The sequence below is a fragment of the Caldisalinibacter kiritimatiensis genome, assembly GCF_000387765.1.
Lineage (GTDB): Bacteria > Bacillota > Clostridia > Tissierellales > Caldisalinibacteraceae > Caldisalinibacter > Caldisalinibacter kiritimatiensis.
Genome location: NZ_ARZA01000040.1, coordinates 1 through 26,229, shown reverse-complemented (window position 1 = coordinate 26,229; position 26,229 = coordinate 1). Strand labels below are relative to the sequence as shown.

Genomic DNA, 26,229 nt, shown 5'->3' with positions numbered 1-26,229 from the left:
TCACTATCAACATTCATTTCTACGATTAAATCATTACTTCGCAGTATAATACCTTTATCCATTGGTCGCCACTTAACATTAATACCCATAGACTCACAAAATTCTCTTATAGGTATCATAGTCGTACCATCTTCAATATACGGTTTTTGGGTTAAAAATATCTCCTCTTTATCTAGATATATATTTAATTGCTCCTTATTTTTTTTATAATCAAATATAAAGTTTCCATTTCCAGTTATAAAACTCCATTCTTTATTAAACTCTTCTTCTCTATCATCTGTGTATATGATTTTTCCCTTAACAACTACTGTATATTCAGTATTTGCCTTAAGTTTATCAACAGGTATTATAGCTATACTAGAATTGAGATTCTCATCTGCTTTGAAGTATATAGATTCTATAACTTCATAATCTTCAACCTTAGGTACTAAAATAAAGGATTTAACTTTGTTTTCATCTTGTATAATTTTTGCTGTATGTATTTTCAGCCCCTTAATGCCTTCTCCAAAAACAGAAAGTGTAACAGGATACCCTGTACTATCCTTTGTATTATTAAAGTATCTTAGTGGATTTGGCTTTTCATTGTTTCTCCACGTCAATGGTATATGTTTTTGTCCATCTACAGGATACATAATAATCTGCTCATCATGCCCGTTAAAGGTTGGTGCACCTAGTTCTAAAACATTAGCATATTTTTCCTCATCGCTGCTATATCCATAACCAATCTCAGTAAGCACTGGATTTATTAATGGTAGTCTATGATAAACAGAATTCATCCAGTCTACAACAGCTTGTTGATGTGATTTAATTGTATGTATATTTTCAGCTATAACTGGACTAGTATAATTAAAGTAATTTGTCCTATCCCATGGTTGCTCTCCTGTATATAACATACTTTCTTTATTATATTCATAATGACTAACTTCATTATTTTCTAAAATATACTTACTATGGTACAATGCTGCCATATTCAGTTTGTTATTAAATTTTACATCTTTTAAGCCTATAATCTTTCTATACTTATTTATAACTTTTTTAACTTCTTCTATAGATTTTATTTCTTCTAGTTTATCAATAACATTATCATCTATTGTAAAAGTAAATGTCTTTTTTATTTTTGTCTTATTATTGAAATATACTATAATTGTTGCTTCGTGTTCACCTATCTCAAGTGGCTGTAGAGGAGTAAATGATATACTTTTAGTTCTTTCATTATAAAATCCGTCATGCAAATCTTCATCTATTATAATATCAACATCAGTTATTTCATTATTTCCTATTGATTCAAATACCCAAGTAATAGTAGGCTTTGAAACTCCTATAAGCCCTTGGGGACTTGGCTGATAATACCATATATCACTTTTAGCTATAACAAAAGATGGTATAATAATCAGCAATATGACTAAAGTTATTAAAGATTTCTTGTTTATCATGTAATCACTCCTAAATAAAAAACTAAACTTAACATACATTAATTTTCAATATCAAATTTTATTTATTATATTATATATAATCACTAATTATAAATTAATGCCTATATTTTTACTTCTATTATAACCTATTCATTTCCTCCCTATAATACTAGAAACATCCAGACCTTTTTGGTTATTAATTGATAATTTGTACAGGGTTACCATATCAAATTGTTTAAAAAAAAACGCCAGTTTTATTTACTGGCGTTTTTTATGTTTATAGGTTTTAAATTTTCTATTAATAATTTCCTACTTTCTTTTATTAAGTTTAGTTTATAGCTTTGCTCCACAAGTTCCTTTTGATTTCCACAGATAATGCTCCATTCAAGCGAAACATTCATGCTTATTAGATTATTTATTTGCTCAATTGATTCTATTTTTTTTACTTTTACATCATTTATATATCCTAAATCTGTTGCATTATTCTTTACTTCTTCTATCATCTCCATATCACTTGTTAATATATCTCCAGTCTCAATATCAGCCAATAATAGCTTTATTTTTTCTTTATCATATTGCTCATTACCGAAAATAACTTTATTCATTATTTCTGTCCTCTTTTTCAGTATTCCTTCTATTTGTAACTTATCTGTATCATATTCATCTAGAGCTTGTACATCATATATTTTTATTGAAATTAATAAAACAAAAACAAAAACTAATATTTTGCTAACTTTTTTCATAAAAAAACCCCCTATACTTATTAACTCAATTATAAGTATAGGGGATTATAGCTAAAAAATTTATCATTTACTGTTACTGGAAAAAATTTTTTTATAGACAGAAAACTACAATTCTTATAATATACCTAAATTTAAGACAAATACTATCAATTTAAAATTTATATCTCCATATTATGTATTTCTTTTTTTTCTTCTTCAGATAACACTTTTTCAAGGTCAATTAATATTATTAATCTATCGTCTACTTTACCTACTCCTGTTATATACTTTCTATCTATACCTGTAATCATATCTGGTGCAGGGTCTATATCATCTTCAGCTATTCTTAAAGTTTCTGATGCTTCATCTACAATAAATCCAATCTGCTTATCATTTAGACTAATAACAATTATTCTAGTATTATTAGTAACCCCTTTATCATCTAAATTAAATCTCTTCTTTAAGTTTATAATTGGTATTACATTTCCTCTGTAATTAATTATCCCTTCTATGAAGCTTGGTGTATTAGGTACTTTTGTACTTTCCTGATATGGACCTATTTCTTTAACGTTCATTATATCTATACCATATTCTTCTTTTCCCAATTTAAAAACAACATATTGATTCTCAGCCATCTCTATGCCTCCTTTTATTATTTACTACTATATTTCTACAAATCTTATTTTTATCCTTCAAAAAATTTAATTTTTTAAAAAGGCTGTATATCTATACAGCCCTAATCAACTATCTCAATACTTTCTAATTGTCTTCTAAAATGCTTTTTAAACTCTTTTAAATACTCTTCCCTTAGTCGCTTTTGTTCCTTTTTCTCTTCCTCTGTTAGTCCTTCTTTTTTCGCTTTTCTAGCTAAATAATTTATTCTATCTAATTTTTCCTTAGGCAACATTATAATCAACTCCTTTTTATTTTCATATCAGTATCTTTTCATAAAAGTTACATGTTAGCAACAAGATAATTCATTTATATAATAAGATAATCATACTAATTTTGCAAACGAACAAAGTCGACTTCGTCGATTTGTTGGTTAGTAGTTCGTTGTTAGTAGTTAGTAGCTTTTTAGCCCTTTAATTAAGTCAAATAGCTTTAAATACTACCATTTTTTCCTATCACTTCTACCTATGTTTTTAACTTAATCACAATCTATACAGTAAATATACTTTCGTAAACAATAAAAAAGCGGCAAAGCCGCTTTTTTAAATAATAGACACTAGTTTTCAATATACCATTTCACATTAGCTGCTCATATTTAAATGTGAGCTACATTTTAAAACTTAACTTAAAAAACAAATAATTTCATGGCATTTTTACATTTCATTCCATATCTTTGTGATTCAAGATAATTTACCAATTCTCTCTTCTACCTCTTTTAAGATTATACCTGATTTAATTAAATCATAGCATATATTTATATTTTTATACATAATTCTGTCCTCTTCTATAAAAGATACATGGTTTCTTATTACTTCATAAGCTGTTTTTGTTCCTTTTCCTAACGTCTTATTACTTTGAAAATCAATAGCTTGGGCTGCAGTCATAAGTTCTATAGCTAATACATTAGTCGTATTATAAAGTACTTCTTTTGCTTTTCTAGCTGCTATTGTTCCCATACTCACATGATCCTCTTGATTTGCAGATGACGGTATAGAATCAACACTAGCTGGATGACATAACACCTTATTCTCTGAAACTAATGAAGCAGCAGAATACTGCGCTATCATAAATCCTGAGTTTAATCCTCCATTTTTAGCTAGAAAGGCTGGTAACTTGCTCAATTGTGGGTTAACTAATCTTTCTATTCTTCTTTCAGAAACGTTTGCAATTTCTGCCAAAGCTATACTTAAAAAATCCATAGCTAACGCAACTGGCTGCCCATGAAAATTCCCTCCAGATATAACTTTTCTATCTTCTTCAAATACCAATGGATTATCCGTAGCTGAATTAATTTCTGTATTAATAACATTTATTACATATTCAACTGCATCTTTACTTGCACCATGTATCTGAGGTATACATCTAAGGGTATAAGCATCCTGTACCCTTAATTCTCCTTGTTTAGTTATCAATTCACTAGATTTACACAACCTTTTTATGTTTGAAGCAACTTTCATTTGTCCTCTATGATTTCTAACTTTATGTACCCTTTCGTCAAAAGCAGTTATTATTCCCTTTAACCCTTCCAATGTTAATGCTGCTGATATATCTGCTAACTTTAATAAATTCTTTGCATCATACACTGTAAGGGCAGCTATAGCTGTCATAATTTGCGTTCCATTAATTAATGCTAATCCCTCCTTTGAAGTTAATTCCACCGTTTGTATATTTGCCGACTCCATGGCCTCTTTACCACTTACCCGATTACCTTTATAAAAAGCCTCGCCTTCTCCTATCATTACTAAAACCATATGTGCCAATGGAGCTAAATCTCCACTAGCTCCTAAAGAACCCTTTTCAGGTATAACTGGGTGTACACCTTTATTTAGCATATCAATTAATATATTTAAAGTTTTGAGCCTTATCCCTGAAAAACCCTTAGCCAAAGCATTAGCTCTTAAAAGCATTACGGCTCTAACTATTTCTTCATCTAACGGTCTTCCAACACTACATGCATGACTTACAATAAGATTTCTTTGCAATTTTTTAGTATCCTCTTTAGAAATAACTGTATCACTAAATTTCCCAAACCCCGTTGTAATTCCATATACTATTTCTTCTTTTTCTACTATTTGGTCAACATATTGACGTGAACGTTTCACCTTTTCTACTGCTTCTTCAGTTAGTTCAACCCTATAATTATATCTAGCAACATTTATAACATCCTCTATGGTTAGATTATTCCCATCTATAGTTACTATTTTCAAATGATACTCCCCCTTTACCCTAAAATGTGTCGTACATTTCTTTATTCTCTGAAAATTTTAAATATTCCTCCCTTCATGATATATTTTTATTTTTTAAATCAAACTTCTATCTATCTTAATTTTAATACAAAATATATATTACCAACAAACGCTCCATAAAACTTTGATGATATTATTTATCTTTTAAATTAAAACTAACTAAAGGCGTGTATATTCTTTTTCCATCAATCAATTCACTTTTCATAAGTTCAATTGTGTCAAGGGTAAAATTATAATTTGTAAAAGCACCTACTTGCTTTTTTACTTCATTAAAATTTTTATTTAAAAAAATATTTCTACCTAATGTAATATGTGGTCTAAATTGTCTATTATCTCTTCGAAATCCTATATCATTAAGATAAGATTCAACTTCTCTATGTATATTATTTAGTTTATTGGTTTCTCCTTTTACACCCAACCATACAACTCGAAAATCTCTTTTTCCAGGGAAAATACCTAAATTGGTTAATGATAAATTAACTTTCTCATTACGATTTGCAATAAATCTAAGACAAGATTCTATCTTTTTTACTTGAGCGGGATGAATTTCTCCTAGAAACTTTAATGTTAAATGAAAATTATCTATATAAACCCATCTTCCTTTTATAGAACTTTTTTTAAGCTCCTTCTGTATTTCTCCTAACTTATTTTTAAGTTGTCTATTAAATTTTAATGCTATAAAAGTTCTCATTTTTTCACCACCAATACAAAACTATATTCTTATACTCTATATAATACCATATTTTGCACATAAGAAAAAAGCAGCCTAAGCTGCTTTATCTTAAATCTCTTTTTAATTGGTCGTACACTTGCATAGGTGTTTTCCCAGTAGCATCTATTACTGATGCTTTAGTTAACGTATCTCTCATCCCCATGAAGTTTTCATCCTGTCCTGATACAATGACTGCATCGTAGTTATCTAAATTATTTTTATTCTGCTCTAAACTACTAACTTGATATCCTTCTCTTTGTAGGAAATCTCTAACATTTTTCAAACTGTCTTCGATTGCTACTCTTTTTTTCAATTTGTTCACCTCCATATTTTTTCAACAATTAGTATAAGTTGATATGGAGGCTTTTATACAGCTATTTTATTTTTTTACAGCTATCTCTTTTCTCTATATGGAAAGGAAGGTTCACCCTTTTTTCCTTAACCTTTTCCCCTGCTATTTCTTTAATAATCATTCTTATTGCTACTGCTCCCATATCATAAAAAGGTTCTTTTACTGTGGTAATTTGTGGCCTAATTATAGTAGCCATTCTCAAATCTCCATATCCAGCTACAGAAATCTCATCGGGAACTTTAATATCTTTATCGCGTAAATAGTTTATAACTCCAATGGCTAATTCGTCATTACTACAGAATATAGCTGTTACATCTTCGTTTTCTTTTAATATTTCTTTAGCCGCAGCATATCCCTCTTCATTCTTTCTTCCATTTGCATAGTAAATCAGTTCTTTTTCTATCTCATTCTCTTCTATAGCTTTTTTATAGCCATTAATTTTTAATTGTTCTAAATTTGTTGGCTCTTCACTATCTGTTAAATATGCTACCTTTTTATGTCCTAAATTAATTAGATATTGTGTCATTTCATAAGAAGCTAAATTATTATCAATAGTTACAGTAGGATATTTTTCTTCTATACTGTGTCTACTTAAATATAGAAATGGTATTTTAAAGGCATCTACTTGCTCTTTAACCTCTTCATTTAACTTATCCGAAATAAATATAATACCTTCTACTTGTTTTCTATTTAATAATTGAATATATTTTAATTCTGTAGACTTATCACCATAGGTACTACACAATAGAATATCGTAATTATACATCTTACCTACTTCTTCGATACCTCTAACCATCTCTGCAACATATGAATTGGCTAAATTAGTTACTATAACACCTATTAAATATGATTTCTTTGTAACAAGAGTTCTAGCTATATCATTTGGTCTATATCCTGTTTCTTCTATTACTTTTAATACTTTTTTTCTTACTTCTGGACTTACAGGTTTAGAATTGTTAATTACTCTGGATACTGTTGATATTGATACACCTGCAAGTTTTGCTACATCCTTAATAGTTACCATTATTTCCACCTCCACTATTTCTCTTAAATAACATTTTAAATTACTGCCGCTAGCATAGTACTTGCTGTTTTAACAAAATTATAGCTGTTATAATCAAACTCTTTTTCCTTAATAGGAACTGATAATTGTAATACGCCTTTAAGAGTTCCATCATTAATTAATGGAACAACAATAATAGACTGCCAATCTGGGTTTCCTGTAACTATATCAATATTTCCTATATCATCCCAATCTATTAAAAACTCTCCTTTTCTGTTATAAATAACTCTATCAATAATTTTTTTATTAAATCTTGGTTCAGTTTCCCATTCATCTTTAAATCTTTTTCTAGCATAAATCTTGTCTATATTATTCTCTTGATTAAGGATAAATAAAATTCCTTCACTTGCAGCTAAATACTCTATAAGTCTACCTAAATATTTATATATCTTATCTTCAACTGATAGCTTTTGTTGCAATAGATTAATCAACTCAACTATTACCAAAACATTCCTTTGGTCTTGAACAGTATTTCCTGTAACTATTCCAGCTAATTTATCCAATCTATCTGTTGAATTACTTATTTCATTTGTCCACATAACTGATTTATTTCTACTCGTTTCCTTAGCATGATATAAAGCCTGGTCTGCTCTTTCAACAAGTTCATCTTTAAATCTACTATGGTCAGGAAACACTGATACCCCTAAACTAATTGTTAATGGATAATTATCATTTATAAGATTAGCTTGTTCAACTTTCTTTCTTATCTTTTCTGCAACTTTATTAGCACCTTCTTTTCCTGTATCAGGTAGTAAGATTGCAAACTCTTCTCCTCCATATCTAGCTACCAAATCTGTTTCTCTTACATTATTCAATAAAATATTACCTATACTACTTAGAATTTCATCCCCTTTTTGATGTCCAAAAGTATCATTTACGTTCTTAAACTTATCTATATCTATCATAATTAAAGCAAAACTAGCCTTTTCGCTATTAGCTATATTAAAAATTTTATTGTAAACCCTATCAAAATATTTTCTAGTATATACACCCGTCATTTTATCTATTGAATTACTAATTTTAAGTTTATAATTTTCTATATTAATAAATGCTAAATTTGCAAGTGTACATACAATATTATACCTTATGTTGTCAAATCGATTAAATAGGTTATCAGTTTCAAGATAGATATATCCTATAATTTCATCTGTTTCAACAAGATCAGAACTCTTCCTTCTATCCAAAGCCACATTTTCTTTACGCTTAATATTTTTCATTATAGGCACACATATTATAGATTTAGTAACATCTGACAGAGGTAAAAGGAAATTATTTTCTTTTCTATCAAAGGAATTGTTAATTAATAATCCCTTCCTGCTTTGCTTTACTCTTGATATTATATATTCAATATCGTCTGTTATTTCTTCATTGTTCGTTGATGCTAGTATTTCTAAACTTTCACTACTTTCATTATCATATAATATATACCCACGTTTAGCAAAAGTTTGCTCTACTATAAATCTCAATATCATATTAAGATTATACTCATAATCATTTGTAATCTTAGTTATTACATCGTCTATACTTTTTAGATTAGTTGAAGTGTTGATATCCACATCTAAAAATGTAGCCTTAAACTTGTTATCTTTTTCAAACAATTTAACTAATCCTGTAAAGTCAAAATAATCTTCAGACTTATGATTATTCGACTCCTCAAAAGTATCAAATATTCCTTTATTTTCAAATATTATTCCTTTTACTTTATCAATTCTTTTCTTAATCTTATCTATTCCTTTAGTTTTAATATATTTCAATTTCAAACTTTCATTTGGAATTTGCTTTGCTAGTCTAAATATTCCGTCTATTGCTAAAACATAGTGCTTCACTGCTTCATAGTATTCTTGTTGTCTAAATTTTATATCTCCTAATACTCTGTTTATAATCGGTTTGTATTTATAACAATATTGACATTTGCACTCATTTAACAGTTCAGATAACTTGTCATATAGATTATCAATATTATTTTTATCGCTATAGATTTTTAATAAATTCCTTTTGCGCTCTAAAACTTCTGAAGTGAAACTCTCACTTATTTTTTTATCTTCTTCTAGTAACTCCCTTGCTAGAGCTAAATCCCCATTAATTATAGCACTATGTGCAAACATTAATAAGCTTTCTCTTTTTTCTCCTTCAAATTTAGTGTATCTATATTTCAATCTTACTTCGTTAACTTTTTTCTTATCTAAAACACCTGTTTTATAGAATTTACTTAATTGTAATACAGTTTCCACCTTTATATACATATTTAAATCAAGTTCAATATCACTTTCAATAGTTTTTTTACTATATTCTATTGCTTTGTCCCACTCGCCAAATTCAAAATAAAAACAGCTTAGAAAGCCAAAATATCTACTTACATTTTGCGGGTCTATTGTCATATTACTATAATCTGATTTCAATATTTTATAATACTTAAAACACTTGTCATATTCTGCCATATATAAATATATCAATGCAATATTTAAATTTATTAAAAACATATTATTATGGTCTTCTATATCATCTGCAAGCTGAGCTGCCTTTTTCATATCTTCTAATGCATCCGCATATTGGTGCTTTCTAATCCTTATTCCACCTATATTTATAAGAAATGTTATCTCATGTTGAATATTATCATATTTTCTACATACTTCTAATCCCTTTTGAAAGTATTCCATTGCTTTATCTAAATCACCAAAATAATCACTATACATCACACCAATATTATTAATAGGCATATTTGATTCTAAGGTTTCCCCTGACTTATTGAAATACTCTACACTTTTCTTTAAGTAATTTTCTGCTTCATTAATAGAATTTTTAAGCATATATGCTACACCTAATTGATTATAAAAATGACCAACATAAAAATATTGCTTTGCCTTCATAGCAATATCAATATTCTTAAGAGTGTTATTAATAATACCATCATTTTCTCCTCTTAAAAATTTTACCCTGTTTAATAATACAGTAGCCTTTAAGTATCCTTTTGTATCGTCAATTTCTTCTGCTAATTTTTTTGCTTCTACAGCATATTGCTCAGCTTTATCTAAAGCATTTTTTCTATAATAAATTTCACTAATGTTATTTTTACATAAAATTATATAATTCTTTTTATTAAGCTTTGTGGCTAGCTTTATTGCCTTATTGTATATGTCTAACGCTTTGTTATTACGACCTTGCTGACTATATAATTTGCCTAAATTTACTTGTATCTCTAATTTATTTATACTATCTATGTCCATAAGGAGATTATAAGCATTTTCCCACAATAATATTGATTGTGAACTTACTAATAATCCTTGCATCTTTTTAGCAAATTTTATGGCATAATCTACGGCTTTTTCCCTCTGCTTTGATAATGTAAAATGATGAATCAATTCATCAATATTACCTTTACTTTCTTCTTTAAACAACTCTTCCAAATGCTCTGATATAGTCTTATGGAGTTGTATTCTCTCTTCACTAGGAATTTTATGATAAATATACTTTTTTATTTTCTTATTGTAATAATCATAGGTGTATCCCCAGTCTTCAACCATTTCATCTAGTAATTTCATTGATACAAGCTTTTCTATAATACTGTCCAACTTATCCTTGTCAATTCTCATAACTCTTCTCAATATATATTTGGATACAGAGGTATTAAAAACTGAAATAATTTTTGCAACCTCATACAATCCTTCATCTAATAAATCCACTTGGTTTTTTATAACTTCATCTATATCTGACGGTATATATATATCCCAATAGTTTTTAGTATCTGTTTCCCAATCACCATTCACATCTATGAAAAGTTCTCCTATTACATTAAGATTTTTAATAACCTCTTCAATAAACCTCGGGTTTCCATTTGTTTCTTTCATTATTCTAGTTGAAAAAACTATTGGTTTAAAGCTAATTCCTAAAATATTCTTTGTTAATTCTGCTGTTTCTTGTAAATTCAATCTTGATACTTTAATACTTTCAACTTTTTCTAGCTCAAACCATGCTTTTACGTATTTCTTTAAATCCATTCTTTCTCTTAACTTATGCTCGTTGTATGTCAGAACAAAAAATAATGGATACTCTTCATTATTTCTTACTATATAGTCTATTAATCGTATAGTTTCTATATCAGCGTTGTGTATATCATCTAGCAATATATATATAGGTTCATCCTCTACTGAATCTACAATAAACCTCATAATCCTATTATACAACCTTAATTTCTCACGATTTCCACTTAATATAGGAGTAGACTTTATATTATTCGTAAACCTAATTTCTGGTATTATTTTTACTAATTCACATCCATACTTATTAATCAACCCATCTTTACATTCTTTTAATATTTGCCTGAGTATCTTAATAATAGGTTTCAACTCGCCTATATCTACATCACTTATTCTATTAAAGTAAACCCTTTTTCCTTGCATTCTTAACCTAAACTCAAACTCTTTTAATAGCCTTGTTTTGCCCAAACCACTATCTCCATTTATTGTTAGCATTTTTTTATTAAATTTTCTTTTCTCAAATTGCTCATTTATTTTTAGAAACCTACTAATCTCGTTATCTCTACCTATTATCTTATGTTTAAAATTTAATTTCTCCCTTTGAGCTTTATAAAAGTAAGGATATTCTTTCATACATAATTTATTAAATAAATCTATAACCTCTTTAAAATCATCTAATCTACGCTTAGGGTCGTTTTCAATCATACTACCTACTAACTCTACAAGTTCTATCTGTAACTCATAATTTAATTTCTCTTTTACACTATTTAACAATTGCATTCTATCATAATAGCCTTTACTTTTAGTAAAGAGAAGATACACTAACATTCCTAATGAATACACATCTGACTTTGTATTTTTATCTTCAAATCCTTCTTTAATCTCTGGTGCTATGAAATAATTGTTATATTCACTAAAGGACTTTATGATTTTTTTCTCTGTAATCGTTGCTATATCTCTTAACTTTACTTTAATTTCATTACTCTCTTTAATTATAAAAATATTTTCAGGATTTAAATATTGATAGTTTATACCTCTAAAATGTAAATAACTTAATACAATACAAACTTGTCTTATAATCTCATATATGTCAGTCAGGGAAAGCTCTTTTAATATTTCACTTAATGTAATAGCTTCTGTGTATTCCTTAGTATAAAAATATTGTTTCTTATTTACCCTTTTATTATCTATAGTTTTTACAATATCAGAGCTATAGCTAGATAAAATAAAACTGTGTCTAATACTTGATAAAAATATATAGTTTTCTATGAAATAGTCAACAACTTTTTTATTTCTTATATCATTATTTAAAAGCTTTAATAATATTCTTTTATTAGATTCAAATAAATCTCTTGCTATATATACAACTCCATTTTCTTCTTCTTTATAAACATCTTCTATCTTGTACCTTTCATTTAATAGCTCCATATTACCTTCACTTCCCCCTACAGCTAATAACCTTCTAACCATGCTAAAAACTTACTTTTATTCTAATTATAACAAATCTTCATAATAGTTAACAAAACCTAATTGCCTAATACTCATCTATTTATTGCTATTGCTTTGCTCTTTTTCCATTGCTTCATATAATGACTTAAGGTTTTCCGATAAAAGTATCATATCTTTTTTTTCTAACTCTTTTAACTTCTCAGCTAAATATGCTCTCCTTCTTTCAAGAACCTTTTCAACCAATTCATATCCCTTAGGCATTACTTTAATTCTCACTATTCTTTTATCTTTATCATCTCTCTTTCTAGCAACCAATCCATTTTTCTCCATTCTATCAATTAAGTCTGTTATTGTACTACACGCTAAAGACATCTTTTTACTTAATTTTCCTACTGTTAATCCTTCTTCATTTATTAACCATTGCAAAGCAGAAAATTGTGGAACAGTAATCTCAAAATCTTTTAAGATTTCTCTACCCTTTCTTCTAATAATTGAATCTACCTTCCTTAAGTACTTTTCAATTTCTATCACATTCTCACAAATCTCTACTTTTTTCATCGCGTAACCTCCACTTATTTTATCGTCTTACCATCTATAACATAAAAATTGCATTATTATTTCGACTTACAAATTATTTTATCACTATGTTATATAAATTACAACGCAGTTAAGATTAGTCATAATTATTATTAATTGGACATACATTAAAGTAAGTAAAATAATTTTAAATAATAAAAAGGATTTTTAAATTTTAAATAGAATATTGATATTGATTGCCTTTTCAAAAGAAAGGGGGCCAGAGATGAAATTTAAACATATAAAATCAAAGAAAAATAATTCAATATCACTAATAGTTGTACCTAACTCTAATACAAAGAATATCAGACAAATGAAATTACCTACTTGGATTCCTAAGCTGATTTTTCTATTAATAATAATATTTCTGTCGTCCACAGTATATCTATTTCAATCATACAAAACATTAAAGTCTAAGTATACGGTTAATGTTGACAAGCTAAAGGTATTAAAACAAAAAAATGAAAGACAAAAGGCAGAAATAGAAACATTAAAACAAAAAACCGCTGAAATTGAAGATAAACTTAAAACCATTTCTGAGCTTCAGGAAACTGTACGTGACATGGTAGGCTTAAAAGAATCAAAACTCGAAAAAGAAAAAGATTCAAATTCTATTAGCTCGAGAAATGGAGCAGCATTACTAAATACTACTTCATTGCATCCTGACTTAATTAGTATTGAGCAACAAATGGATACTTTATCCAAATTACTGGATGAAGGTCAAGAAGAATTAAGTGGGTTAATTGTTGATGTTGAAAAACGATTAAAATACTTAGAAGCAAAACCTAACTATAAACCCGCTCCTGGAAGAATAAGCTCTGGCTTTGGATATAGAATAAATCCATTTGGACGCAATAGAGAATTTCATACTGGTATTGATATAGCTAATAACTATGGAACAAAAATTGTTGCTGCTGGAAGTGGGGTTGTCACATTCTCTGGATATAATGGTGGCATGGGTTATGTTGTTGTAATTAGTCACGGATACGGATATCAATCAATATATGGACATAACAAAAAACTTCTTGTAGAAGTTGGAGATAAAGTAGAAAAAGGAGAAACTATTGCCTTAATGGGAAGTACAGGTAGAAGTACTGGCCCTCATGTACATTTCGAAATAAGGTACTACGGTAAACCAGTAGACCCTGAAGATATTATAAATAATTATGATTAATAAATAAGTAAGGAGAGGTAAACGTGTTCGGAAAAAAAGAAATTAAAATGGACAAAATAGATACTTTAATTGGTAGGAATACAAAGCTTGAAGGTAAAATAACTGCAAATGGAACTATTAGATTTGATGGCGAATTAGTTGGTGACTTAATAATAGAAGGAAATGTTATAATAGGAGAAGAAGGTAAAATCAAAGGTAATATCAAATGCAATAATGGTATAGTATCTGGTCGCGTTGAAGGAAATATAATATGTAAAGAACAGTTAAGACTTACTAATACAGCTTCACTGTTTGGAGATATCGAAGTAAAAAGTTTCATAGTTGATGAAAATGCTGTATTCGAAGGTTCTTGTAAAATGAAAACTGAAACTAATACACAAAAAAACAACACAAAAAAAGAAGAAAAAACAAATAGGAGCTAAAGCAAAGCTCCTTTATTTTATTTTACAAATATCCTAAAACTTTGTTCTACTACTTCAAATGAAGCAGGAAGAACTCCTCCAAATTCTCCATCTAAATCAATATGCACTTTTTTGTGTGAATTAATTGTTACTTTTTTTGTCTTAAAATGTAGTACATTAGGATGGCTAGTTAATTCTCCTTTTAATAGTTTAATAAATATAGTAATTATATTTTGAAACTCTGCCTTTTTTATAACTATGCAATCTAAATAACCATCCTTAACTTCTGCTTCTGGAGCTAATTTTTTAAATCCTCCTATCGAAGAACTGTTACATACTAAAAACAGTAGTGCTTCTAAGTCCTCTGTAAATTCACTGCTTTTTATATTAATATCAAATGAATTAAATTTATGTTTTGGAATTTCTTTAATTCCTTCAATATAATAAGCAGTTCTTCCTAGAATTGTTTTTAATTCTGAGGAAACCTGATGAGCCACGTTAGTCAGTAAACCTCCAGCCGCTACATTTACAAAATAGTTTTTCCCACATTTGCCTAAATCTACATCAATTGATTTGCCATTAATAATCATATTACAAAATTCATCTGGGTTTTTAGGTAGCTCCATAAAGTTGGCAAAATCATTAACAGTGCCAGCTCCTAATATAGCTACTGGTATTTTCCTACCACCTCTTACAATACCTGTTGCAACCTCATTTACTGTTCCATCTCCGCCACATACAATAATAGCATCCCAATCTTCTTTGCAACACTTAATCGTCTCTAACATAGCATCATTTTTCTTCTCTGTTTGAAACTTACCTATTATATATCCATTGTCAATTAATATCTTACATATTCTATCAATTTTTTTCTCTACCATCTGCCTTCCCGATGAAGGATTATGTATTATCTTTATTTTTTCCAACGTGTGTCCATCCTTCCTATTTTTAATAAAGCTATGAATTTAATTTTAGTATACTAGACTATCAAGTGATTTACTAACTATGTTTTAAATGTATTAAAAGTATAATAATTGATGCAAAGGATAAGCAAATACTTACAATGTACATAAATAATGAAGATTGTGTATCATTAAATTCTATATGTAATCTTAAAGATGTATTGTCTTTGTTATCATTTTTTTTACCTTTGTTTGAAACAACAAACTTTAGCAGCTTATTAAACTTATTTAATAAAGGTAGGCTAATAACAAATAGCGGTATAATTAGAGATAAAATAGTAACACTTTTAAATGCACCATCAACTGCAATTATCCCCAAAATAAAGCCTAAAAATACCCCTTCTATGTTTTTAATAAAATGCTCATCTAAATATTTTCTACTCCTTACAAGACCCAAACTAGTACCACTCAAAATAACTGCAACTAATGCTGAAACTGGCTGTTCCATAACTAAGGCTACTATAAATAATGTTAATGATGAAATAGATACTATCCCCGGAGCTAACCCATTTATTTTATTTAACATATTAATTATATTCATTACTACAAACAACCATATAATTGTTATTATATATTGAATCCAATAACTAAATAAAAAATACTGACCTGTTAAAGGATTAGTCGTTCCATATATTCGTATATTTAGCATGCAAACAATTATAGCTGGGATAACTATTAAAATATTTTTAATACCTTTAAAAGTGTCAAATACACATATACTAAAAAGGATTAAACCTCCTAATGTAATTCCTATAACTATGTTTTCTACGCCAATTAAAATAAAAGTTAATATTATAAATATTATATAAACTACAATCCCTTGGTATAAAGATTTTTTATGATTACTTCTGTTTAAACTCTCCTTATTAATCATAGATATAATTCCATATATACTTAAGTATGATGTCAATAATGCTATCAAAAAAATCATTACAGTACCTCCAATTAGTTATAATTATCCTTATAAACTAAGTTGAAATATATTTTGCATTATCAATACTATATTTCATCTATTATTTTTTTAGCTCTATCAGGATAATTTGTTATTATTCCACTAACTTTCATATTTCCAATATTATGAATATCTTGCTCTTCATTCACTGTATATGTGTTTACTTGCAAATTATTTCTTTTACATTCTTTCACTATCTCTTTATTAACACTATGGAATACTGGATGTATTGCCTGTGCATTAATTTTTTTTGCATACTCCCATGGTGATATTAAACCTGCTACATATAAAACACCTGTTTTTATTTTTTTATTTATCTCTTTAACTTTAAGTAAACTATAATGATTAAAAGAAGATATAATTACATTTTCATACATATTATATTTATCCACCATATTTATAACAGCTTCTTCCATTCCTTGATATTGTATTATTCCATTTTTCAGCTCTATATTTAATAATATATCTTTTCCCCATATAATATCTAATACTTCCTCCAATGTTGGTATTTTTTCATTAGTATATTTATAATCGAACCAAGTCCCTGCATCTAACTTTTTTATTTCGTTCAATGTCAAATCTTTAATGAATCCACTTCCATTAGTTGTTCTATCAACTCTTTCATCATGACAGACAATTAAATGACCATCTTTACTATAGTGGACATCTAATTCTATACCATCACATACCATTTCCAAAGCCATCTTAAATGCACTGATTGTATTTTCAGGAGCATATCCCGATGCACCTCTATGTGCTATTATCAATGATTTTTCCAAGTTTAACCCTCCTCTATAATATTTATTCTTGCTTTTTTATTTTTTTCCTGCTGAAAAAAAGTCAACCTTTTTAACCACTAAAAAGGTTGACTTTCTTATCACATTTTATTATATTATTTATTTCCTTCTAATTTATCCACTATAGCTTGAAGTCTTCTAGCCTGCATACCAGTTTCTTCAGCAAACATCTTAAATGTTTCAGCGATTTCTGTATCTCTTACTTTTTTTGAAAACATTTCATAATCTCTAACCATTTCTTGTGCATCAAGTAGTTTTTTTCTAACCATATCTTTAGTTTTCATATCCATATTATCACACCTCCTATATCATAGCATCATTAATTTATTCTTTTCCATATTATTTTCTCGTAAATACAATTTTATTATGTACAATAGTACTTTAATTTTTCTCAGTTATTAATTCTTTTGATATTTTTCTAAAAATTCATAATATATTTAATCTGTTTATAGACAAGTTAAGATTATTTTATTAAAATAGTAATTAGACTTACTTAAAACTTAACAGGAGTGATTATATGTACGACCTTCATGTTCATAGCAGTTTTTCTAATGATTGTAGACACGCTATGGAAGATATGTTAAAAGGAGCTTTAGTTAAAAATGTAAAGACTATAGCTTTTACTGACCATGTAGACTTTGAATATGGTGATTGTAATTTAGACCTTGCCTTTACCCCTGATGATTATATAAGAGAATATAAAAGACTTAAAACTAATTATAAGAATGATATCCAAATATTAAGTGGGTTAGAAATAGGTATGCAACCACATCTTTCAAAAAAAGCTAATGATTTTATTCAAGACTATCCATTCGACTTTATAATAATGTCAGTTCATGCCGCTAAAGGTAAAGGACTGTATGAAGGAACTTATTATAAAAACAGAACTCCACTTCAAGTATATGAAGATTACTATGATGACTTAATTAAAATTCTAGATAACTTTGATAATTTTGATGTTGTTGGTCATTTAGACTTAGTTGAAAGATATCGCATTCATATAAGCGAAATTAGACCTTTAGATGAATATAAAGAGATATTAGTTGAAGCATTAAAAAAGATAATAAAAATGGGTAAAGGAATTGAAGTAAATACTTCTGGTATAAGATATGGTATTGAAAGTTTCCATCCAACAAAAGACATATTAAAAATATATAAGGATTTAGGTGGAGAAATAATAACTATAGGTTCAGATGCACATAAACCTGAAGATATATGCTTTGCATATCATGAAGCTACTCAGCTTCTTAAAGAACTAGGTTTTAAGCATATTAGTATATTTAAAAATAGAAAAAAACACTATATTAAACTTTAGAGTAAGGACTACATCCTTACTCTTTCTATTTGTATTCTTTTATCTCTATTACAACTTGTACATTTAAATACATGAACACATTTTTCGTGTGAAACTCCATCTACTAGCTGAGTAGTATCATTAGATAAGTAAGGGCTATATTCATCATAATAATCTACTAATGGACCTTGGTCAGTCATCTGCTTGCCACAAGAAGGACAAGATACATAATGCTCGTATAAACCGTTACAAAGGGGACATACTAATTCCATTTTTTCCACCCTTTCTACCAACTAGCTTTTTTAACTCCTGGTATTTTGCCTTGATAAGCTAGCCTCCTAAAACAAATTCTACATATTCCATATTTTCTAAGATAACCTCTAGCTCTCCCACATATTTTACATCTATTATATTCTCTTGTACTATATTTAGCTTTCTTTTTTTGCTTAGCTTTAAGTGCTTTTCTAGCCAAATAATCTCCTCCTCCAAATTCTTCATTTATAATTTCCCCTCATACTGTATATTTTATGTAATATTTTATCAGTATGTATTCTTCTTAAAGATAATAGTCGTGAAAATAAAAGTAATATTACATTTCTGGTAGAATATTTATATTATATATCTACTGATTGTTACTAACATAATTTCTCTAAGGATTATGTACTATAATTTTTTAAGATTTTAATAATTTGGAGTGATAAATTGAAAAAAACAAGCTTTATTTACGGTTCTATAATTTTAGCCTCTGTTAACTTTATTGTTAGATTATTTGGCTTTATTTATAAAATAATCCTATCTAAACTTATTGGTCCAGAAGGAATCGGATTATTTCAAATGGTATTTCCTATTCTTATGGTTTTTATTACTTTAACTACTGCTGGAATACCAATTGCTGTGTCTAAATTAGTATCTAAACAAAACTCATTAAATAATCAAACAGGCGTTAAGCAAGTTTTTAAGTTAGCATTTTCTATTACCTTTATTATTTCAATATTACTTGTTTCAATTATTATACTTTTCAAAGACTTTATTGTTTTCGACTTGCTAAAAAATAGTGACCTATATTACTCAATTTTATTTCTTGCTCCAGCAATTTTTATTATATCTATATCATCTGTTACAAGAGGATATTTCTATGGTTTGAAGAAAATTAAACCTGCTGGATTATCTCAAATTATTGAACAAGTAACTAGAATAGTATTTGTAATTGGTACTATTTATTATCTGTATCCTGTTGAATCAAAATTAGGTGCATTAATAGCTGTTTGTGGTATAAGTATAGGAGAGTTTTTTGGACTAATTTGGTTGCTGTTTCAATATAAGATTATAAACAGAAAGAACATTACAGCTAATATTAGGAAGCTTAACACAATAAAGCTTCTATCACAAATCACTTATATATCAGTGCCTATTACTATATCTAGAATGATAAATGTGTCTTTACAAATGGTTAATGCAGTTTTAATACCTCAACGATTAACTGCAGCTGGGTATTCATCTTCAGAAGCTGTAAGTACCTTTGGTAGAGTAGTAGGAATGTCTTTTCCTCTTATATTTTTACCTTTTATAGTAACTTCTGCTTTAGTTATAAATATTATTCCAAATCTATCTGAGCAACTAGCATTAAAAAAGTATAGATTAATAAGAGAAGATATAGAATTATCTATAAGAATAACCTTACTTATATCTATACCCTTGACAATTTTTTATATCTTCTTTTCTGAGCCTATAGCTTCTTTTATTTATAATGATATTAAAGTTGGAAAATATATGTCGATTTTAGGATATGCAACTATTTTTTTATCTTTACAACACACATTATCAGGTATTTTACACGGCTTAGGAAAACAAATTGTCGCTACTATTAACTATGTTCTAGGAATGTCTGTTCAATTATTAGCAACTTATTTCCTTGTTGCTAATCCCAAATTTGGTATAAACGGATTTTTTATTGGCTTTATATCATCAACAATAATAATTAGTTTTTTAAATTTATACTATATCGATAAAATATTAAAAGTAAAAATTAAAATTAATAATTATATTCTTAAACCTTTATTATCATCTTTATTAATGATTTCTACTATTTTAATATGTTATAAATATCTTAATAAAAATAATATGATAGAATTCTTATCTTTACTAATTCCAACCTCTTTAGGAGGTATAGTTTATATATTCAGTCTTATTCTAATAAAAGGCTTACCTAAAGACATAATAAAAAGGTTATTAGGGAATATCTAAACCCCTAATAACCTTTTTATTCTCAACAATGCTTTACAATAACTTCTACCAGCTTTGTAATAGGTACCACTCCGTAATATTTACCTTCTTTTGTCACAATTATATAGTCATATGTACACTCTTCCCGTCTCGATATTGCTAATTTTGCTACTTTCTTTAAAGATGCATTATATTCTACTATTAATGGTAATTTAGTCATTATCGATGAAACTGACTCATTTTCTAAGTCTTCAGTATTTCTTCTAAGTAACTGATAATAAAACTTATTTCTCATCACTAATCCAACAACTTTTTCATCCTTTACTACTGGTATCCCTTGTAAATCATATTCTTCTGATAATATCTCATTTACTTCTTTAATAGGAGTGTTTATATCTATAGGTTTATCACTTCTAGCTAAATAGCCGATACAATAAGAATCAGTATCTTTACTATTTAATAATGTGTTTTTTTTATTAATATCCTTTATTAAATTTATTACATTTTTATTAATAGGTCTTATTTTATCACTTGGTTTTTGAATTAAATACCCTTGACCATAGTCGATACCTAAATCTATTAAAGTATGTAACTCTTTCTCTGTTTCAATGCCTTCCGCTATAATTTTCACACCTGTTATTTCTGAAAACTCAGTAAATGTCTTCATTAAATCTTGTTTGAATTTATTTTTATCAATATCCCTAACAAGCTGCATATCTATTTTTATAAAATGAGGATGTGTTTCCGCTAACATTATTAGTCCTGAGTATCCTGAACCAGTATCATCTAATGCTATCTCATATCCTTGATGAGAGTAACTATCTAAAATCTTTTTAAGATTTTTATAGTCCTTTATAGCTGTACTCTCTGTTATTTCAAATATGATTTCATCTGGCTTTATTTTAGATTTCTTTATTATATCTTCAGAAAAACCCGTTTGGAATTTTTTATCTTGAATTACAGACGGGTCAATATTAACGAATAATTTCTTATTCTGAAGTTTATTTTTATAGTTTTCAAAAGCTTTTGATCTACATACAAGTTCAAGTTCCCACAATAAACCATAATGTTTAGCCATTTGAAATAGTTTCTCAGGATTTTGAAAAAAAGTATTTTTAGGTCCTCTACTTAAAGCCTCGTATCCTAATATTTCTCCATCTTTTAATGATATAATCGGCTGAAAAACAATATGTATTTTTTCCTCTTCTATTATTGATTTTAGCTGTTTCAATAAATCATCTTCAATTTTAACTTTCTCCATGACATCATTCCTTCATTCGCTTATTTAGTTAAATGTTATCAGTTCTCATTTAACAATATGTTAATAATCTATTAATTTTAATATAAAAAACATTTAATTATTTTTAACATAATATAGAAACAAAGGAATATATATTTAACCTTGTAGTTATTCTATTTACTAATATATTTTATTTGCATAAAAATAAAGACCCTTAAGCAAAAAGCTTAAGGATCACACACCCCAAGATGCCGTCAATCTTTCTAATTCATACCCGCTGCGCTCGCAAGTGGGTGCTCTGCTAATAGCTTCTGACTTCCTCTTTAGAAAAGAGGCGTGCCATACACTACTAGACCCGAGCTCCCTATTGTGTAGTGTCCGGTTGAATTATTCAAGATTATCGGTCATCACAGGGTCATTATCTGTAGTATTATTATACTATAAACTACAATATTTTAAAAATTAATTAGCTAGAATTTAAGCAGTTTATGTTTGATTATCGACTTTTATGTAAACTATAATTGGTTTTTCTAGCACATTTAAACCTTGACAATATCTTAAATTATCAATTTTAGTATTTTACTAGTCCAATATTATGTGAAGTAATTTTCTTTCATTTATTGTTCCACATTATATAAAATATATTACGGTATATTTTCTTAAATCAATATATTTAAATATGAACTACATTAGCTAAGAAATGTATCCCCTTCTTTATAAAAAACACAAAAAGCCTAAGAGTTTTCTAATCCCTCTTAGGCCAAAGAAACTTTTTTATTAATTATATTATATATTTCCTCTTCATTAAGAGTCTCTTTTTCTAATAATTTATTTGCTATTTCCTCTAATAAGTCTTTATTTTGTATCATCAATTTCTTTGTTTCTTCATAAAGATTGCTAATTAATTTCTTAGTTCTATCTAGTACATAGTTATTTGCTCCTACATTATTACCTAGAACTGCTGCATAGCTTATTAATCCTGCTTCTGTATCCATACCAAATCTACTTATCATACTTATTGCCATATTTGTAGCTTTCTCTAAATCATTAGAAGCTCCTGTTGTTATATTGTCTTTACCAAATATCAGTTCTTCTGCTAATCTACCTCCTAATGCAATCATTATACTATTCTTAATATCTCCTTTTGTCTGGTACATTCTATCAGGAGGTATATTCATACTAAATCCACCTGCTCCTTTTGTACTTGGAATAATTGTAACTTTAGTAACTCTGTTTTTTGGCGATACTAATTTTGTGATTAATGCATGTCCAGCTTCATGGTAAGCTGTTACTTTTTTATCTTCTATTGAAATGCTACTTCTATCTTTCTTTTCTTCTCCTGCTACTACTGTGTAAAATGCCTTATCAATATGCTTCATACTAATAGTATTTTCATTATTTTTTGCTGCTAACATAGCTGACTCATTCATTAAATTCTCTAACTTAGCACCACTAAAATATACTGTTTGATATGCTACTTTTCTCAAATCTACATCCTTATCTAATGGTTTATTTCTACTGTGTAATTTTAATATCTTATGTCTAGCATTAACATCTGGTAGGCCAACTTCCAATTGTCTATCAAATCTACCTGGTCTAAGAAGTGCTTCATCTAAAGTATCAATTCTATTTGTAGCAGCAACTACAATAATCCCTTCGTCTCCTTTGAAGCCTGACATCTCAGTAAGAAGAGCATTAAGAGTTCTATCACTCTCGTCGTTTCCTCCTGTTAAGCCACCTCTTCTTTTCTTTCCTAATGCATCTATCTCATCAATAAATATTACACATTTACCTGCTTGTCTTGCTTTCTTAAATAAACTTCTTATTCTACTTGCTCCAAGCCCTGCATATACTTGGATAAAATCTGAACCCGTTACTGCAAAAAATGGTACATTCGCTTCTCCTGCTAGAGCTTTCGCAAGTAAAGTTTTACCCGTACCAGGAGGTCCATATAATAGTACCCCTCTTGGTATTCTAGCACCATATCTTTCATATTTCTGTGGATTCTTAATAAAATCTACTAATTCTTTTAAACTTTCTTTGGCCTCTTCGTTACCTGCAATATCTTCAAAAGTTACAACGCCTGAATTATCATTGGCATTGTCAATAGCTGCCATCTCTGTGATCTCTTTCTGTGCCATTCTTGATGAGTTTTTGTTCATAAAGTATACTACTCCTCCGAATCCAGCCAAGAAGAAAATAAAGAATAATATATCTTTAAAGGTTGTATTACCCTCAGTTTCTACTACATCTACTCCTGAAATCAACATTTTCTCCTTGAAATTTTCTGTTCTTGGATTATCTGTAACAAAATATGTTCCATCCTTCAACATACCCTTTATTTTAGGGTTTTCATTATAGAATACTTTAGAAACTTCACGATTTTCTATACTATTTAAAAACTCATTGTATGTGATTTCTTGATACTCTTTCTTATCCACTAAGAACTTATATGAAACTAGTAAAGCTAAAATCAATACAGCAATAACTGAAAAAATTACTATCTTTTTCTTTTTATTAAGCTTCATAGTTTCACTCCCTTCTAGTTTACATAATGTTGGATTTATATTATAACATGTTTTTAGTTATATGTCTAATTATTAATTTTATGTTTTGTTTACATAATCTTCTTTAGCTAATTACAAAGTATGTCTTTAATATTTTTCTAATGTTTATAATTGAAATAAAAAACTCTCTCCTTAATAGCCGGAGAGAGAAAATTATTAATTTTTTCTATTTATTTTCCTGTAAAATTTCTAATAATTTATTGAGTTTTTTCTCCTGCTGCTCATTTAAAAATGGTCTAATTCTTTCTAGCTTCTTTATTTTATCTAAATACTCTTCTTCACTCATCTTTTCACTGAACATTTTATTTAATTTAATAATTTCAAAAACTAATTCTTCTTCTGATTTACCTGAATATTTATTTGCCATTTCCTTTAATTTGTCTAGCTGTTCTTCTGTAGGGTTTATTTTGTCTTTTAAATTATCTATTAGCTTCTCTACATTTTTGTTATCCTTATTTTTTGGAATATCATTTGCCATAGATTAGACCTCCTTCTCATTATTTATTAAAACTTATGTTAGAACCTTCTAATATATTACTGATAATTACCATGATATAGTCAACTTCTTTATTTTGTTAAAGTACTATAATAATAAATAAAATTTGTAACAAAATCCCACTATTTAGCATACTATACTGTACATAGTATTTTTATCTACGTATATTTAGAACCAAGGAGGTCTAAAAGTGAATGAGCTAACGGTATCTACTTCTAATACTACTGCGCCAGCAATGAATCTAAAGCCTCTAAATAATATATTACCTTTTTTTGCAATGTTTATTGTAATAAAGAATATGCCTAATATAAACACTTTTGTTGCTGATATATCCTCTAATATAAAGCTAAACAATTTTAAGCTCGACAATATAAGTCCAGAAAAAGTAGAAAAAAGTTTAACAGTAGTAAAAAAAATTGGTCCTTACTTACCTGAACCTACTATCAACGTACTTAATAATGTCATACCAACTTTAGAAAAAGTAAGTAAAATAATTACACTAGTTAATTTAGTGTCTACTAATAAAACTTTTACCCCTATAAAACCAGTAAATAAATCTGATAGCAACATACCAGTAAATGAAATAGTCGATATACTTAAAGACGAAATGCCTAAGGATACAATGAATAAAATAGGACCATTTATTGATATCGCTGTAAATTTTGATAAATACAAACCAATACTACAAGTATTAAGTAACCTTAATAGTGCAGACGGTGATACAAATAAAAACCAAATAGATACACTTATTGACGCTGTAATACCAATATTGAGTGATAAAAATAATAAAAATAATGAAAAAATGAAAGATATGGTTCAGATGGTTGAAATGTTAAAACTTATCAGTAACGATGAAGGAAAAGAAAATCCCTCTAATAAAAACAAATAAAAAAGCGAGCATAGCTCGCTCCGCTAGGGGAACCTAGTTCCCCTTCGGCGGATGTT

Annotated in this window: 24 protein-coding genes and 1 other RNA gene; 5 read left to right on the top strand and 20 right to left on the bottom strand. The window is 28.0% G+C overall.

Annotated elements, in window-relative coordinates:
• The 10 genes from L21TH_RS01370 to L21TH_RS01330 all read right to left on the bottom strand — a co-directional run.
• Positions 1 to 1,433 (bottom strand): CAP domain-containing protein (locus L21TH_RS01370; RefSeq protein WP_034428977.1); only part of this gene is annotated, 1,433 nt, incomplete at its 3' end.
• A gap of 233 nt (positions 1,434 to 1,666) precedes the next feature.
• The gene (locus L21TH_RS01365; RefSeq protein WP_006307100.1) at positions 1,667 to 2,155 is read right to left on the bottom strand and encodes a hypothetical protein; all 489 of its coding nucleotides are present in this window, start codon (positions 2,153 to 2,155) and stop codon (positions 1,667 to 1,669) included.
• A 158-nt stretch (positions 2,156 to 2,313) separates the two neighbouring features.
• A complete protein-coding gene (locus L21TH_RS01360; protein ID WP_006307099.1) occupies positions 2,314 to 2,769 on the bottom strand; it encodes a chemotaxis protein CheW in 456 nt (151 codons plus the stop codon).
• Positions 2,770 to 2,870: 101 nt separating this feature from the next.
• Positions 2,871 to 3,041 (bottom strand): DUF896 domain-containing protein, encoded by a 171-nt coding sequence (locus tag L21TH_RS14740; protein ID WP_006307092.1) that lies wholly within the window; start codon positions 3,039 to 3,041, stop codon positions 2,871 to 2,873.
• A 445-nt stretch (positions 3,042 to 3,486) separates the two neighbouring features.
• Positions 3,487 to 5,013, bottom strand: coding sequence for a histidine ammonia-lyase (gene hutH, locus L21TH_RS01355; protein WP_006307091.1), 1,527 nt, complete (start codon positions 5,011 to 5,013; stop codon positions 3,487 to 3,489).
• Positions 5,014 to 5,185: 172 nt separating this feature from the next.
• A complete protein-coding gene (gene thpR / locus L21TH_RS01350; RefSeq protein ID WP_006307089.1) occupies positions 5,186 to 5,743 on the bottom strand; it encodes an RNA 2',3'-cyclic phosphodiesterase in 558 nt (185 codons plus the stop codon).
• Positions 5,744 to 5,828: 85 nt separating this feature from the next.
• On the bottom strand, positions 5,829 to 6,086 hold the full coding sequence (locus L21TH_RS01345) for a YkuS family protein (protein ID WP_423219126.1): 258 nt from the start codon (positions 6,084 to 6,086) through the stop codon (positions 5,829 to 5,831).
• Between the two features lie 52 nt (positions 6,087 to 6,138).
• On the bottom strand, positions 6,139 to 7,155 hold the full coding sequence (locus L21TH_RS01340; protein ID WP_034428975.1) for a LacI family DNA-binding transcriptional regulator: 1,017 nt from the start codon (positions 7,153 to 7,155) through the stop codon (positions 6,139 to 6,141).
• A 20-nt stretch (positions 7,156 to 7,175) separates the two neighbouring features.
• Entirely contained in the window at positions 7,176 to 12,623 is a 5,448-nt protein-coding gene (locus L21TH_RS01335; RefSeq protein ID WP_006307083.1) for a diguanylate cyclase, read from the bottom strand.
• 75 nt (positions 12,624 to 12,698) lie between these two features.
• Positions 12,699 to 13,160 carry a MarR family winged helix-turn-helix transcriptional regulator gene (locus tag L21TH_RS01330; protein ID WP_006307081.1) on the bottom strand — a complete coding sequence of 154 codons (462 nt, stop codon included), beginning with the start codon at positions 13,158 to 13,160 and terminating at the stop codon, positions 12,699 to 12,701.
• Between the two features lie 244 nt (positions 13,161 to 13,404).
• Here L21TH_RS01330 and L21TH_RS15025 point away from each other — a divergent pair, with 244 nt between their 5' ends.
• Together L21TH_RS15025 and L21TH_RS01320 are read left to right on the top strand one after the other, a co-directional pair.
• A complete protein-coding gene (locus tag L21TH_RS15025) occupies positions 13,405 to 14,352 on the top strand; it encodes a M23 family metallopeptidase (protein ID WP_006307079.1) in 948 nt (315 codons plus the stop codon).
• 23 nt (positions 14,353 to 14,375) lie between these two features.
• Positions 14,376 to 14,774 (top strand): bactofilin family protein, encoded by a 399-nt coding sequence (locus L21TH_RS01320; RefSeq protein WP_006307075.1) that lies wholly within the window; start codon positions 14,376 to 14,378, stop codon positions 14,772 to 14,774.
• 17 nt (positions 14,775 to 14,791) lie between these two features.
• Here L21TH_RS01320 and L21TH_RS01315 read toward each other — a convergent pair whose 3' ends face one another.
• The 4 genes from L21TH_RS01315 to L21TH_RS01300 all read right to left on the bottom strand — a co-directional run bounded on the left by L21TH_RS01315 (position 14,792) and on the right by L21TH_RS01300 (position 17,754).
• Positions 14,792 to 15,679 (bottom strand): diacylglycerol/lipid kinase family protein, encoded by an 888-nt coding sequence (locus L21TH_RS01315; protein WP_006307073.1) that lies wholly within the window; start codon positions 15,677 to 15,679, stop codon positions 14,792 to 14,794.
• A gap of 73 nt (positions 15,680 to 15,752) precedes the next feature.
• A complete protein-coding gene (locus tag L21TH_RS01310; protein WP_006307072.1) occupies positions 15,753 to 16,646 on the bottom strand; it encodes an MraY family glycosyltransferase in 894 nt (297 codons plus the stop codon).
• A 68-nt stretch (positions 16,647 to 16,714) separates the two neighbouring features.
• Positions 16,715 to 17,446, bottom strand: a complete 732-nt coding sequence (locus L21TH_RS01305) for a glycerophosphodiester phosphodiesterase (protein WP_006307070.1) — start codon at positions 17,444 to 17,446, stop codon at positions 16,715 to 16,717.
• Positions 17,447 to 17,559: 113 nt separating this feature from the next.
• Positions 17,560 to 17,754: a hypothetical protein gene (locus L21TH_RS01300; RefSeq protein ID WP_006307063.1), complete on the bottom strand. Its 195-nt coding sequence runs from the start codon at positions 17,752 to 17,754 to the stop codon at positions 17,560 to 17,562.
• Positions 17,755 to 17,981: 227 nt separating this feature from the next.
• Here L21TH_RS01300 and L21TH_RS01295 point away from each other — a divergent pair, with 227 nt between their 5' ends.
• Positions 17,982 to 18,779 carry a histidinol-phosphatase HisJ family protein gene (locus L21TH_RS01295; protein ID WP_006307062.1) on the top strand — a complete coding sequence of 266 codons (798 nt, stop codon included), beginning with the start codon at positions 17,982 to 17,984 and terminating at the stop codon, positions 18,777 to 18,779.
• An 8-nt stretch (positions 18,780 to 18,787) separates the two neighbouring features.
• Here the strand turns inward: L21TH_RS01295 and L21TH_RS01290 are convergent, their stop codons facing one another.
• Together L21TH_RS01290 and L21TH_RS01285 are read right to left on the bottom strand one after the other, a co-directional pair.
• A complete protein-coding gene (locus tag L21TH_RS01290; protein WP_034428979.1) occupies positions 18,788 to 19,030 on the bottom strand; it encodes a hypothetical protein in 243 nt (80 codons plus the stop codon).
• A gap of 14 nt (positions 19,031 to 19,044) precedes the next feature.
• The gene (locus L21TH_RS01285; RefSeq protein ID WP_006307060.1) at positions 19,045 to 19,230 is read right to left on the bottom strand and encodes a type Z 30S ribosomal protein S14; all 186 of its coding nucleotides are present in this window, start codon (positions 19,228 to 19,230) and stop codon (positions 19,045 to 19,047) included.
• A gap of 230 nt (positions 19,231 to 19,460) precedes the next feature.
• On the opposite strand from L21TH_RS01285, the gene L21TH_RS01280 reads away from it, so the two are divergent.
• The gene (locus tag L21TH_RS01280; RefSeq protein WP_006307059.1) at positions 19,461 to 21,002 is read left to right on the top strand and encodes a putative polysaccharide biosynthesis protein; all 1,542 of its coding nucleotides are present in this window, start codon (positions 19,461 to 19,463) and stop codon (positions 21,000 to 21,002) included.
• A 22-nt stretch (positions 21,003 to 21,024) separates the two neighbouring features.
• On the opposite strand, the gene L21TH_RS01275 is transcribed toward L21TH_RS01280, so the two are convergent.
• The 4 genes from L21TH_RS01275 to L21TH_RS01265 all read right to left on the bottom strand — a co-directional run bounded on the left by L21TH_RS01275 (position 21,025) and on the right by L21TH_RS01265 (position 25,266).
• On the bottom strand, positions 21,025 to 22,242 hold the full coding sequence (locus tag L21TH_RS01275) for an EAL domain-containing protein (RefSeq protein WP_006307058.1): 1,218 nt from the start codon (positions 22,240 to 22,242) through the stop codon (positions 21,025 to 21,027).
• A 215-nt stretch (positions 22,243 to 22,457) separates the two neighbouring features.
• Positions 22,458 to 22,640, bottom strand: a non-coding RNA gene (ssrS, locus tag L21TH_RS13985) — 6S RNA.
• A gap of 336 nt (positions 22,641 to 22,976) precedes the next feature.
• Positions 22,977 to 24,749, bottom strand: coding sequence for an ATP-dependent zinc metalloprotease FtsH (ftsH, locus tag L21TH_RS01270; protein ID WP_006307057.1), 1,773 nt, complete (start codon positions 24,747 to 24,749; stop codon positions 22,977 to 22,979).
• Between the two features lie 205 nt (positions 24,750 to 24,954).
• Positions 24,955 to 25,266: a hypothetical protein gene (locus tag L21TH_RS01265; protein ID WP_006307056.1), complete on the bottom strand. Its 312-nt coding sequence runs from the start codon at positions 25,264 to 25,266 to the stop codon at positions 24,955 to 24,957.
• 208 nt (positions 25,267 to 25,474) lie between these two features.
• Between L21TH_RS01265 and L21TH_RS01260 the strand changes: the two genes are divergently transcribed.
• Positions 25,475 to 26,173 carry a hypothetical protein gene (locus L21TH_RS01260; protein ID WP_006307054.1) on the top strand — a complete coding sequence of 233 codons (699 nt, stop codon included), beginning with the start codon at positions 25,475 to 25,477 and terminating at the stop codon, positions 26,171 to 26,173.
• The last annotated feature ends 56 nt before the right edge of the window (positions 26,174 to 26,229 follow it).

Coding starts and splice junctions, on each gene's coding strand:
- L21TH_RS01335 (WP_006307083.1), bottom strand. CDS start 12,623: ATGGTTAGAAGGTTATTAGCTGTAGGGGGAAGTGAAGGTAATATGGAG.
- L21TH_RS15025 (WP_006307079.1), top strand. CDS start 13,405: ATGAAATTTAAACATATAAAATCAAAGAAAAATAATTCAATATCACTA.
- L21TH_RS01360 (WP_006307099.1), bottom strand. CDS start 2,769: ATGGCTGAGAATCAATATGTTGTTTTTAAATTGGGAAAAGAAGAATAT.
- ftsH (WP_006307057.1), bottom strand. CDS start 24,749: ATGAAGCTTAATAAAAAGAAAAAGATAGTAATTTTTTCAGTTATTGCT.
- L21TH_RS01290 (WP_034428979.1), bottom strand. CDS start 19,030: ATGGAATTAGTATGTCCCCTTTGTAACGGTTTATACGAGCATTATGTA.
- L21TH_RS01365 (WP_006307100.1), bottom strand. CDS start 2,155: ATGAAAAAAGTTAGCAAAATATTAGTTTTTGTTTTTGTTTTATTAATT.
- L21TH_RS01330 (WP_006307081.1), bottom strand. CDS start 13,160: ATGAAAAAAGTAGAGATTTGTGAGAATGTGATAGAAATTGAAAAGTAC.
- L21TH_RS01295 (WP_006307062.1), top strand. CDS start 17,982: ATGTACGACCTTCATGTTCATAGCAGTTTTTCTAATGATTGTAGACAC.
- L21TH_RS01265 (WP_006307056.1), bottom strand. CDS start 25,266: ATGGCAAATGATATTCCAAAAAATAAGGATAACAAAAATGTAGAGAAG.
- L21TH_RS01300 (WP_006307063.1), bottom strand. CDS start 17,754: ATGGATATGAAAACTAAAGATATGGTTAGAAAAAAACTACTTGATGCA.
- L21TH_RS01310 (WP_006307072.1), bottom strand. CDS start 16,646: ATGATTTTTTTGATAGCATTATTGACATCATACTTAAGTATATATGGA.
- thpR (WP_006307089.1), bottom strand. CDS start 5,743: ATGAGAACTTTTATAGCATTAAAATTTAATAGACAACTTAAAAATAAG.
- L21TH_RS14740 (WP_006307092.1), bottom strand. CDS start 3,041: ATGTTGCCTAAGGAAAAATTAGATAGAATAAATTATTTAGCTAGAAAA.
- L21TH_RS01275 (WP_006307058.1), bottom strand. CDS start 22,242: ATGGAGAAAGTTAAAATTGAAGATGATTTATTGAAACAGCTAAAATCA.